At 40.5% G+C, this 12,923-nt stretch carries 9 protein-coding genes; 2 read left to right on the plus strand and 7 right to left on the minus strand.

Annotated elements, in window-relative coordinates:
- Positions 1–174: 174 nt before the first annotated feature.
- Complete coding sequence (locus ACJJVX_RS17635) at positions 175–732, plus strand: TetR/AcrR family transcriptional regulator (protein WP_405632691.1); 558 nt, start codon at positions 175–177, stop codon at positions 730–732.
- Positions 733–836: 104 nt separating this feature from the next.
- Here ACJJVX_RS17635 and hrpB read toward each other — a convergent pair whose 3' ends face one another.
- The 7 genes from hrpB to metA all read right to left on the minus strand — a co-directional run bounded on the left by hrpB (position 837) and on the right by metA (position 11,856).
- Complete coding sequence (hrpB, locus tag ACJJVX_RS17640; protein WP_405632694.1) at positions 837–3,260, minus strand: ATP-dependent helicase HrpB; 2,424 nt, start codon at positions 3,258–3,260, stop codon at positions 837–839.
- Between the two features lie 72 nt (positions 3,261–3,332).
- Positions 3,333–5,192, minus strand: a complete 1,860-nt coding sequence (locus tag ACJJVX_RS17645) for a diguanylate cyclase (RefSeq protein ID WP_405632696.1) — start codon at positions 5,190–5,192, stop codon at positions 3,333–3,335.
- Positions 5,189–6,070, minus strand: coding sequence for a hypothetical protein (locus ACJJVX_RS17650; protein WP_054205573.1), 882 nt, complete (start codon positions 6,068–6,070; stop codon positions 5,189–5,191). The genes ACJJVX_RS17645 and ACJJVX_RS17650 overlap by 4 nt, the downstream gene beginning before the upstream one ends.
- 491 nt (positions 6,071–6,561) lie before the next feature.
- Positions 6,562–6,918: a hypothetical protein gene (locus ACJJVX_RS17655; protein ID WP_170173060.1), complete on the minus strand. Its 357-nt coding sequence runs from the start codon at positions 6,916–6,918 to the stop codon at positions 6,562–6,564.
- 292 nt (positions 6,919–7,210) lie between these two features.
- Complete coding sequence (gene metH / locus ACJJVX_RS17660) at positions 7,211–9,841, minus strand: methionine synthase (RefSeq protein WP_054453693.1); 2,631 nt, start codon at positions 9,839–9,841, stop codon at positions 7,211–7,213.
- A gap of 10 nt (positions 9,842–9,851) precedes the next feature.
- Positions 9,852–10,919 carry a homocysteine S-methyltransferase family protein gene (locus ACJJVX_RS17665; protein WP_054205570.1) on the minus strand — a complete coding sequence of 356 codons (1,068 nt, stop codon included), beginning with the start codon at positions 10,917–10,919 and terminating at the stop codon, positions 9,852–9,854.
- The gene (gene metA, locus ACJJVX_RS17670; RefSeq protein ID WP_064435259.1) at positions 10,909–11,856 is read right to left on the minus strand and encodes a homoserine O-succinyltransferase; all 948 of its coding nucleotides are present in this window, start codon (positions 11,854–11,856) and stop codon (positions 10,909–10,911) included. The genes ACJJVX_RS17665 and metA overlap by 11 nt, the downstream gene beginning before the upstream one ends.
- 165 nt (positions 11,857–12,021) lie before the next feature.
- On the opposite strand from metA, the gene ACJJVX_RS17675 reads away from it, so the two are divergent.
- A complete protein-coding gene (locus ACJJVX_RS17675) occupies positions 12,022–12,921 on the plus strand; it encodes a DMT family transporter (RefSeq protein WP_054205568.1) in 900 nt (299 codons plus the stop codon).
- Positions 12,922–12,923 lie beyond the last annotated feature (2 nt).

Here is a 12,923-nt window from a genome sequence, read left to right on the forward strand (position 1 = left end):
GTCAATCCGACGGTATAAACAAACAAAAATTTAACACTGGTGATTTTCTACTTACTCGATCTAAATAATACATTGCTTGGTGATAAACCTACTTGATGCGCTATGCTATGATTTGTCGAATGGCAACTGGGCAAACAATAAAAGATATGGAAATCAACTAAGAGAAGGGCAGTGATGAAAATTAAATCAAATAAAGAAATAATTATAAAGACCGCAACAAAAATACTCGCTCAAAGTGGCAATCACGGTGTAACGTTGAGGAAAGTAGCTGAACAAAGTGGCGTTACTTTAAGTAATGTACAGTACCACTTTGGTGATAGAGACGGCTTAATTAGTAGTGTTATTGACTCATATCTCGAAATTTGCCTCAGCCATATTCGCAGCTCACTCCAAGATAGTAATGTGGAAAATAACCCTGACGCTATAAAGAGCTATATGATTAACTTGCTTTCTTTTGACGATGTTCAAGGTTGGTGTGAAGTGTTTCGAGAAATTTGGGCTATTGCATGTCGCTCAGAAAAAATACAAGCTAGTCTTGATAATTACTATCAGCAATGCAGTAATGAACTCGTTACACTTCTAATCTCTCTCGGTTTTCACGAGCAAAGAAGCAAAGAGTTAGTATCATTGCTTATCCCTTTTATTGAGGGCTTTTCAATTACCTCTATTTCACTACCACTAGAGAAAGCAAAAGTTAGAGAGCTAATTATAAATCAGCTGTTTGAAGGTTAAAAATAGCGATTAGCTATCAAGCACTGAGATAAAGCACCTCAGCTTAAACTAAGGTGACTTTTCGACCAATATTTAGTTTAATCTTAAGTAAACTACCAACGACTTCACATCTTACTTTTTACTTTACTGGTCGCAATACTGGTTGCTGGATCATCAGGCCAAAAATGCTTTGGATAACGACCTTTCATTTCTTTTTGCACGTCGCGATAGCTACCTTGCCAAAAGTTGGCGAGATTTTGTGTCAGTTGTAATGGTCGTCTTGCTGGTGATAGTAGCTCCATCAATAATGGTAACTTACCTTGTGCTAATAACGGTGTGCTAAGCATACCGTACACCTCTTGCATACGTACACTGAGTTTAGCGGGGCCATCAAGCTGATATTCAATCCGCACATTTGAGCCACTAGGCACTGTGACTCTCAATGGTAATAAATCATTTAATGCACTTTGCTGCTGCCAATTAAAACAACTTTGCAACGCGCTAAAGTAATTAAACTTTTTGAGTTGCTCTAACGTTTTTATATCTTCAAGATAAACACTTAACCATGCTTGTGCGTTATCGATTAGATCTTGCTTAGTTAATTCAGGAAACTGCTCAGGCATTAGACGACTGGCTAAACACATACGTGTGAGTAACTGGTCGCTGTCATTTTGCTCATTAAATAATTCAAAACCCTGTTTGTGAAATAACGCTAACCACGCTTTTGCACGCTCACTTTTATCAAGTCGGTGTTTACTTGGCTGACTCGACACAGTTATTGCTCCTAGCTTCACTTCATCTTGATGAATAAAACGTCCTGCTTTTTCATCAAATTCACAGCGGGTTTGTTCACTAAATAAGTGCCCTAGATCATCCTCTATCTCTGTGGGAGTAAACACAATGCCGGAAAAAATGCGGCCGCCTTTATAGCCCCCCATATTAGCAATGGCAAGGTAATCATCGTTATGCCAGTACTCTGTATTTAACTCAGCACCTGCACCATTGGCAAGTAAATAACCATTGCCGCGCTTTTTAGCCAGGCGATCTGGGAAGGCTAATGCCACCAGCAAAGCTAAATAATTGGTTTTTAGTTCGCGTGTTTCATTTAGCTTTAAACGTTTTAACCAAAACTTAAGTTGCTGTTTAAATATTGGGTGTGGCCGCGCATGTTGATTGTGCAGCGCTAAACTTAAATCTGCAACGTGATTGACACGGCTTTCTAGCAGGGCAACTAAATACGCCGCTAAGGTATAAATACCCGGTATTTTCGACTCTAGCTGCTTTGCTTTAATTAGCATGTGCGCTAAGCGAATATCCGCACCAAAACCCAGCATTTGGGTGCCAAGTGAGGTCAACTTGTTATTGCTATCGAGCGCTTCTAACATTTGCAATAACTTAGTCGCTTGCTGAACTTGCTGCTCTGTCGGTCTATCTAACAAGCTTAAATCACTTAGCTCAGCTCCCCAACATTTAGCCTCTAATAGTAACTGGCTGATATCAGCACTTAAAATTTCAGGTGCGTCATGGCTATTACGCCGCTCAAAAGTTTGTTTTGATCCTAACCGGTAGACAATTCCGGGCTCAATTCGCCCAGCACGCCCTGCCCGCTGCACTGCCGATGAACGTGAAATACTTTGTGTGGTGAGCTCTGTCACACCCGTTTTTAGATTAAAACTGGCAACGCGACGTTTGCCGCTATCAACCACTATTCGAATACCTTCAATGGTTAAGCTGGTTTCAGCGACATTGGTTGTCAGGACGATTTTACGCGTGCCTTTTTGTGCAGGAGCAATCGCAGCTTGTTGCGCGCTTTTATCTTGCTCACCAAATAAAGTAAATACATGGCAATCAGCGGGCAAATCAGCGAGCGCTTGCTGTACGCGGTTTATTTCTCGCTGACCGGGTAAAAACACTAATGCACTCCCCGCTTGTTCATCTAATGCGTGTTTGATAACAGCAGGAATAGCATCAAGCCAGCGACTTTCATCTTTAACCGGTATATAGGCTTCGTCAATGGGGAAACTACGTCCGCTAGAGCGAATAATTGGGCAATCAAAAAAATGCTGATAGCGTTCACTATCAAGGGTTGCCGACATCAGTAAAATAGTTAAATCATCACGAAGCGCAGCTTGCGATTCGAGTGCAAATGCTAATGCCGTATCTGCGGCTATCGAGCGCTCATGGAACTCATCAAAGATCAATAAATCAACATCACTGAGCTCAGGGTCGTTTTGTAGCATGCGGGTAAGCATACCCTCAGTGACAATTTCAAGGCATGTATTAGCACTGACTTTGGTTTCTTGCCTAATACGTAAGCCAATACTTTGACCCACATTTTCGTTTTGGCATTGCGCTAAGTAATTAGCAATATTTCGCGCTGCTAAGCGTCGTGGCTCTAGCATTACAATGCGCTTAAAGTGCCCGTCGCGCATTAATTGTAATGGCAGCCACGTTGACTTACCTGCACCCGGTGGTGCTTGTAATAATGCGATAGGGTTATCGTGTAACGTAGTAACTAATTGTGGGTAAACTTCTTCAACAGGTAGCACAAAGAGACCGTTTTATAACTTTTTAATTCCCAGCAGTATACCCATAAACGCCTTAGGTTAATTCCATTTAGACTAATATTTTAATGTTCTTTCAATGTTAGTAGTAACATGTAGCGTGCGCTGTTCTAAATACACGCGGTAATTTTTAACGACATCTTCGCTTTGCTGATGCGAAGTTGAGTCACTTGCTTTAATGCCAACCCATGCATTACGCTGGTTTTCTTTAGCTAAATATAAACCGCCATCTGCAAGTTCAATTATTTGCTCCCAACTAAATAATTGAGGCTTAGTGGCTAGTAATGGATAACTAGCAAAACCAATAGAGCATGTTGCATACAAACTTTCACCGTTATTTAACGTAAACAAGTGATCAGCAATCTCGGCGCGTATTTTCTCAACAGTATGCGCAGCTTCATCATAACTGGTGTTTTTCATTACAAGTAAAAACTCCTCACCACCCCATCGTATGAGTAAATCATCGCTTCGTACTTGTTGCTTTAATAAGTGAGAAAATTGTTCCAAAACTTGATCCCCAACACTGTGCCCAAAGCTATCATTAATGTTTTTAAATTTATCAATATCAATTAATGCGAACACTAAACGTTGAAGCTCAGTATTATCAGGCAATGAATTAAAATCTACTAGTAACTCATTAATAAAACTAAAAAAATAATGGCGATTATGTAAGTCCGTCAAACTATCAGTAAAGCTCATTGCCTTTAAACGCTCATTACTTTTGGCCAACTCTTGCGTTCGTTCGGCTACCCGTTGTTTTAATACCACTAGATAGCGTTGGTTCTGCCATCGCCAATAAACAAAGCCAACTATACTAAACAATAGTACGGCACCTAGCACCCATCGCTGTTGTTGCAATCTATGATTAGTAAACGCTTGTTGCTGCTGATCTAAACGCTGTTCCTTTAAAATATTATCTTTACCAAGTAACTTAAGCTCCTGATTTTGTAAATCAAATTTATAATGAGATTCAAGTTGGAGTACTTTATTGTTACGACGTTGTAAACTAAGCGCATCTTTGCTTAATGCGTAACGTTTTAAATATTTATACGCTAATTTATAATCACTCTGCTGGCGATACGCGATAGCAATTAAATATTGTAACCGTGCTTGTTCTTCTAAAAAGCGAAGGTTAATAGGGTTTTCCAATTGAGCCAATGCAATTTCAATTGCTTGGTTTAAGCCACCAGTCTGTAAATGACTATTGGCTAATGCTAAATAATAATGCAATTTGATACGCGCTTTTGAGCCACCTAATTTTTTTAAGTCAACCAAACTCAATGCTAATTTTGCGGCCTCGATATTACCCAGTTTAAGTAGAATTTCAGCCTGATTAATAGCTAATTCAGAATAAATATTCATAGAGCTTGTTACGACCTTCAAGGCTTCACTATTCGCTTGTAATGCTTGGTAATAACTTCCCATTCTTAAATATATTTTACTTTGCCAAAGAAACATCAAAGCAGCATAGTTTGCATTGTTATTTTTATAAAAATCAATTGGATATTGAATATAATCGAGCGCTAACGTGAAACGTTCTAATTCAAGCTCTAAATGTGCTAAATGCAAATACGCCCACGCTGTATACTCCTCATTGCCAGCCGATTTAGCCAATTTAAGAGCGTAATGGTTTAATTTTACACCGTCTCCGTAAGCACCATAACGACGCTTAATCATCGCTTCTAAAAAGTAGCTTTCTATTTCAATCTCTTTGGCATTTTGGCTAATAGAAAGTTGACGTAGCCGCGCTAAATAGGTCATAACATGCAGCGTGTTATCAATGCTCACATCCGCTTTGAGCTTGGCATAATAAAAATCTAATTGTTCCTTATCTTCGGCATCTGTCGATCCAAACAATACGCCTGTATGAATAATAAAAATAAAGCATAAACAAAATAAACACGTTTTTCTTATCATAATCTAGGCACTATCATTTGTTGATTTATCACTTGCCAATCAATTGTTTGTTGGTTAATAAAGCCCGATTGCTGCAAGGCTTTTTTGATCACTCCTCGCTTAGTCAATACTTTCAAACCGCGCTTTAATGCCTGGGCAACCTGCTTGCCTTGAGGGTGAGCTTTACTCACAGCAAAATGCCGTGTATCAGGTAAAATTACTTTTAATTTTTTTAGTGGTGTGAATAGCTTGCCTTCAAAATTAAGATCTAAATGATCGCTAACGCTAAAGTTGATCATCATTGCATCTACAACCTGTGTTTCAACCATGGCTAACATATCTTCCCAAGGACCAATATAGCTAATTACGCTTATCGGGGTATTTACCAACGCCCGCCAATCGACATGCCAACGTGGGTTGACTACAACCGTCAATTGATTTAACTCTGAAGGCTTTAATTCCTGCGCGCGTTTATTATCTACTGATACATATAAACCAGCTTCATATTGGCCAAACTCTATAACGGCATCACTTACATAAAGAGAGCCTCGATAATCCAGTAAGTCTTCATGCCAGATGGTACGTGCGAGCATTAAACTACTGCCGTCAATTAAAGAATCAAACTCCGTCGAATTTACCCAAGTTTGCGGGCGAAATACCACTTTTTTAGTTTCCCCTCCCAAATACAGCGCTTGCTGGAGCAATATCATTTCAACAATCTCAAGATGTGAACCATCTGTACTCGGATTAAAATCTGTAACATCCATTACATCACGACCATTTAAAAAAGCCGTATAACGCTCACTAAAGTTTTCACTGCTGATAATATCGATTATAAGTGGTTGCTGCGCCTTTAACTGGCTACTGAGCAGCAGAAATAAAAATAGAAAGCACTTCATAAACAAAACCCTAGAGATAAAAAAACCGCAAAGGTAAATATCCAATGCAGCTTAATTATACAGTAACAACCAATAAAATGTTAACAAGTGTTGTATTTTGTAGCGAAAAACAACTAGAGCTATTACTTTATTTACAACTTAATACCGTATAGTCAGTTTTTAATTTGATTAGTGAAGAATACGTAACAAGCTAATTGAGCATGACGCATATAAATTTTAACTACTTTAAGGAGTGCGTAAAAATAAAAATGTACCGTAAAAAATTAAAAAATACCTAAATAATTTGACTCAGACGGGTGACCCTATATTCCTATTTTGTTTCTCCTTTCGACCTGAATCACGTTGCACCGCTACTATTGCGTTGTATTTTTCTTCTGGGTGTAGCCCGAAACTGCAGTATCTGCCCACATGGAGTAAGCTAGCTCTAGTAGTTTTCACGGGCTAGCTCATGGGGCTATTAGGCAAATATAAATTCGCGGATTTATCATTAATTACTTATTGCTGGAGATTTCTTTAACCGCGGATTGGCGAATAAAAAACATCATTAAACAGCCAAGAATATTTCCACCTATTATTAAGTTAAGCACGGCTAAAGTAGTTATATGCTTAACCTTTCTTCTAGATACAGCCCATAAATGCCAATAAGCATAGCCACAAAGACCACTTACTGCGGCAACTAGTGCTGCTGGGTGTACGCCTCCCTTTTTAATAACTATACTCACCATTACAATAGAAAGTATTAATGAAAAAGCACAAAGTGCAACCAAATAAAGTTTTATCCAGATACCCAGAGTCGAAAAGTTAAATTCATCTTTAATTGCACTTGATTGATTAGTTTTTATAGCCACAATATTCCTTATTAATTTGGCCTAAGAGCTTCTCAAATACCACTTTGATATTTTAGACACCCCAAATGACCTCCACTTCATCGTTTAATAATTCCACTAAACAACCCTATTGTAAATAATTGTTTTTCTTGGCAATAAAATCCCCTTTGTTATTTAGTCCAAAAAGGCCAGCAATAATGATATGAGGGAAAAACCAGAAAACTTTGTACTCTCGCAATTACTTTATAAAAAAACGAGCCTAATTTGACTCGCTTTTTTACTTATAATTCACTGCTTAACGTTTACAACGACCTTAGTCCGGCTCATACCCTAAGTTAGGCGATAACCACCTTTCAGCTTCTTCCAGCGTCATGTTGGTCCGCTTGGCGTAATCTTCAACCTGATCGCGTTGTACCGCCGCTACTGCGTAGTATTTAGCCTCAGGATGAGAGAAATACCAACCTGATACTGCCGCACCTGGCCACATGGCGTAGGAGCTAGTTAGCTGCATGCCAATGCGTTTTTCTGTGTCGAGTAATTGCCAGATTTTCTTTTTCTCGGTGTGCTCAGGGCATGCTGGGTAACCTGGAGCTGGGCGAATACCTTGGTAGTTTTCGCGTATTAGTTCGTCATTGGCAAGATTTTCATCTGGTGCAAAGCCCCAATATTCTTTACGTACTTGCTCATGGAGGTATTCAGCAAAGGCTTCGGCTAAGCGATCAGCCACGGCTTTGATCATAATTTTATTATAATCATCTTGCTGAGCATCAAACGCATCCGCTAATGCATCTTCTTCTAAACCGCCGGTCACTGCAAACGCACCAAAGTAATCAGGTGTCCCTTTTGGTGCAATGTAATCAGCTAGGCAGTAGTTTGCAAAGTCGGTTTTTTCAGTTTGCTGACGTAAGTGGCAAGATGTTGTGAGTATTTCTTTGCGGGTCTCGTCAGTATAGATTTCAATGTCATCGCCCACTCGGTTAGCTGGAAATAAACCAAATACACCTAATGGTTGCAACGTCCCTGCTTTTTCAAGGTCGTCTAACATGTCGTTGGCGTCTTTAAATAAGCTTTGCGCTTGCTCACCGACGACTTCATCGGTCATTATGCGTGGATATTTACCAGCAATTGACCACGTCATAAAGTACGGCGTCCAGTCAATGTATTTGCGCAATGTTGCGATTGATACATTTTTAAACTCAGTAACACCGAGTTTTTTAGGCACCGGTGGCGTGTAATTATCCCAGTCGAGTTGCGCGGCGTTATCGCGGGCACGTTGAATAGTTACCGGTTTTGAACGTGGCTTTTTACGGGCTTGTTGCTCGCGTACTTTGACATATTCAGCGCTGACTTTTTCTAAAAAGCCGGGCTTTATTTCTTTTGATAATAAGTTGGATACAACACCAACTGCGCGGCTGGCGTTATTAACGTAGACTACGCCTTTATCATACTGCGGCTCTATTTTAACTGCTGTATGCGCTTTTGAGGTCGTCGCGCCACCAATGAGTAACGGCAGTTCAAAACCTCGACGTTTCATTTCTTTGGCTACGTGTACCATTTCGTCAAGTGATGGCGTGATCAGGCCTGATAAACCGATTATATCAGCCTTTTCATCAATGGCGGTTTGCAGTATTTTATCTGCAGGTACCATTACGCCTAAGTCGATAACTTCGTAGTTATTACATTGTAGAACAACACCAACGATGTTTTTACCAATGTCGTGTACATCGCCTTTTACCGTTGCCATCACTATTTTACCATTGGTAGAGCCTTCTTCTTTTTCAAGCTCAATGTATGGATCTAAATAGGCTACCGCGCGTTTCATTACACGAGCTGATTTAACTACTTGCGGTAAAAACATTTTACCGGCACCGAACAAATCGCCCACCACGTTCATGCCGTCCATTAACGGCCCTTCTATTACGTGAATAGGTTTGTCGGCAGCCGCACGGCACTCTTCTGTATCTACATCTATATATTCTGTAATGCCTTTAACAAGGGCGTGTTCTAAGCGTTTTTCAACTGGCCATGTGCGCCATTCTAAATCTTCAACGCGTTCTGCTTGCGCCATGCCAGAGTATTTTGGTGCCAACTCAACTAAACGTTCACCTGCGCCTGGGTCGGTATTGAGTACTACGTCTTCAACCGCTTTGCGAAGTTCTGCTGGTATATCATCATACACGGCTAACTGCCCTGCATTGACGATGCCCATATCCATACCTGCTTGAATTGCATGGTATAAAAATACTGAGTGAATGGCTTCGCGGACTGGGTTATTACCACGAAATGAGAACGATACATTTGATACACCGCCTGACACTTTACAATGCGGTAATCCCTCTTTGATACGACGTGTACCTTCAATAAACTCAACAGCGTAATTGTCGTGTTCTTCAATACCTGTGGCTACGGCAAATATATTCGGGTCGAAAATAATATCTTCGGGAGCAAAGCCAATATCGTCTACTAATATTTTATAACTGCGCGCACATATCTCGAATTTTCTATCGGCGGTCTCTGCTTGACCTTGCGTATCAAACGCCATTACCACGGCGGCCGCGCCAAAGCGCTTAATTATTTTTGCTTGGCGAATAAACGGCTCTTCACCCTCTTTTAAAGAGATAGAGTTTACTATCGCCTTGCCTTGAATACATTTTAAGCCTGCTTCGATGACTTCCCATTTTGAGGAGTCGACCATGATTGGTACGCGTGATATGTCAGGCTCTGAGGCGATTAAGTTTAAAAACTTAACCATTGCCGCTTTTGAGTCCAACATGGCTTCGTCCATGTTGATATCAATTACCTGAGCGCCATTTTCTACTTGTTCACGGGCAACGGTGAGTGCAGCTTCAAAATCTTCTTCCATGATCAAACGCTTAAACATGGCAGAACCTGTAACATTGGTACGTTCGCCGACGTTTGTAAATACAGCTATTTTTTGACTCATGTCAGATATCCTAATTTAAATTACAGGCTTCAAGGCCAGATAAACGCATACGCACTTCAAGCTCTGGTAACGGACGCGGTTTAACACCTTCAAGCCCTTTGGCAAAGGCTCTTATGTGTGCAGGTGTAGTACCACAGCAACCGCCCACTATATTGATGAAGCCAGACTTACCCCAATCGATAATCTCTGCGGCCATTTCTGGCGCTTCTAAATCGTATTCACCAAACTCATTTGGCAGGCCGGCATTAGGGTGAACCGAGGTAAAGGTTTCGCATACGCGCGATAGCTCTTCTACGTATTGGCGTAATAGGTCTGGGCCAAGTGCGCAGTTTAGGCCAATTGAAATTGGCTTAATGTGGCGAATCGAATTATAAAATGCTTCGGTTGTTTGCCCTGATAAGGTACGCCCCGATGCATCGGTAATAGTCCCTGAGATCATTACTGGCAATTTACGCCCCGCTTGTTCAAACGCTTCCTCTACTGCGAACGAGGCGGCTTTTGCATTCAGTGTATCAAAAATGGTTTCGATTAGAATAAGATCTGCACCGCCTTCCATTAACGCAAGGGTTGATTCAACATATGCAGTGACCAGCTTGTCAAAGGTTACATTACGGTAACCGGGATCGTTTACATCAGGTGAAATCGAGCAGGTTTTAGATGTTGGCCCAAGCACACCCGCAACATAGCGTGGTTTTGCTGGGTTTTTAGCTGTAAATTCATCACAAATACTGCGTGCCAATTTTGCAGACTCTAAATTTACTTCACGGCTGATGCTGGCCATGTCGTAATCTTCCATTGAGATAGTGGTCGAGTTAAAAGTGTTGGTTTCGATAATATCGGCGCCCGCACTTAAAAAACCACGGTGAATATCACCAATAATTTTTGGCTGCGTAAGGCTTAATAAGTCATTATTGCCTTTAATTAATACATGCCAGTCTTTAAAGCGCTCACCACGGTAGTCTTCTTCTTCGAGTTTATGTTCTTGGATCATCGTGCCCATTGCACCATCAAGAATTAAAATACGCTGCTTTAGCGCGTCAATTAACTCGGCACTTTTGTTTTCTAAATTATTCGGCATAGTTGTTAGTCCTTACGTCTTGGCTAACTAAATTAATATCATAGGGTGTGGTTTGATACACATAATAATTTAACCAGTTCGAAAAAAGCAAAAAAGCATGACTTTGCCAGGTTTTCGACGGTTCGTTATCTGGGTTGTTATCTGGAAAATAATTTTCTGGCATCGGCGCATCAGGGCTTTTTGCTAAATCACGTTGATATTCGCCCTTTAATGTATGTGCATCATATTCAGGGTGGCCTGTTAGGTAAACTTGGCTACCTGATTTATTTTTTATTAAGTAAGCGCCTACTTGCTCTGAACCTGCCAGCACGACTAAATCATCACACGCATTTATTTTTTCAATGTCGATGTGGCCATAACGAGAATGTGGCACTACAAAGGTGTCATCAAAACCGCGCGTAAGTGCGCCATGTTCAAAAAAGCATTTATGAGTAAACACGCCACACAGTTTATTTTCTTTAAGTTCACGCTTTAAATTATGATGATGGAATAAACCCGCATGGGCCGCCCAACACGAAAATAACGTTGACGTTACATGCTGCTCTGCCCAGTCTAAAATCACTTTTAGTTCATCCCAGTAGGCTACGTCGTCGTATTCTAAATGCGCTAATGGCGCACCAGTAATTAATAATGCATCGTAGTTACTGTCTTTCACTTCAGAGAAATAACGATAAAAAGTATCTAAATGCTGCTCTGAGGTATTTTTACTACGATGGGTATCTAAGCGTAATAGCTCTACATTAACTTGCAAAGGCGAATTGGCAAGTAAACGAATAAATTGTACCTCGGTTTCAACCTTATTAGGCATTAAGTTTAAAATAGCCAAGCGCATAGGGCGAATTTCTTGTGTTTTCGCACGACTTTTTGGCATTACGAATACGTTCTCTTGGCGTAACTTCGCAATTGCGGGCAATTCATCTTTAACGGTAATAGGCATACTCATCTCCAAGGTATTTTTAACCAATGGCTAATTATGAACGGATAGCTGGAAATTTCAACCTCTAGATGTTTAGATGTCCAAATGAGTTTAATTAAACAATTTTTTGCATTCTTAAACAAGCTCGCCATAATGCCCTTCTTAATTTAACTACAAGGTGAAATTGTGTTTGATTGGCTTGGTTTAGGTGAGTTATTAGCAATACTTGCGGCACTGGTGTGGGCGCTATCAACTATTTTATATAAAGGTTTTAGTCATCACTTAACCCCAATGCAATTAAATATTAGTAAAGGTGTGCTCGCGAGTGCATTGATGCTAGTTACACTTGTCATTACTCAAGATTTTGCTATACCAACCCAAATTACCAGCTGGCTGTGGCTCATTGCGGGCGGAGTTATTGGTATTGCTATTGGTGACAGCGCTTATTTTGCAGCTCTACGTAATATAGGCCCAGCGCGTACATTAGTTATTGAGTCATTAGCCCCGGCCTTGGTTGGTATTTTTAATATTATTCTGTTAAGCCATTACTTATCAGCCTTTGCTTGGTTTGGTATTGCATTAACCAGTGTGGGTGTTGTAATTGCGATTAAGCCCGCAAAAGGACTGCCAAGTGTTGATAATAAACATTATCGCGTTGGTGTTTTGTGCGCACTTGCTGCCGCAATATGCCAAGCCCTTGGAATGGTAATGTCAAAAGGAGCGCTTAATAACGAAGAGATGAGCAGCTTATGGGCTGCATTAATTAGGCTTGCATCGGGGACACTTACTGTTGCATTAGTGGTTGCAATGTTTAAAAGCAGTGATTTTAAACAAGCACTCACATTAAAAGGGATTAGCGGTAAACACTGGTTTTTTGTTGCTGTATTTTTAGGTACTTTTTTAGGTTTGTGGCTGCAACTCGGCGCCGTAAAATACACCGATCCTGCGATAGCACAGACCATTTTTGCTACCGCCCCATTGATTGTAATGAGTATTGGTTTTTTTAAGCGTGAGCCTGTTACCAATAAAATGCTACTTGGCGGCCTACTTGCGCTTATTGGCGTAGGTGTATTGCTTGCTAATTAACG

Origin of the sequence: Pseudoalteromonas sp. Ld20 (genome assembly GCF_045064175.1) — a bacterium.
GTDB classification, from domain to species: Bacteria; Pseudomonadota; Gammaproteobacteria; order Enterobacterales; family Alteromonadaceae; genus Pseudoalteromonas; species Pseudoalteromonas neustonica.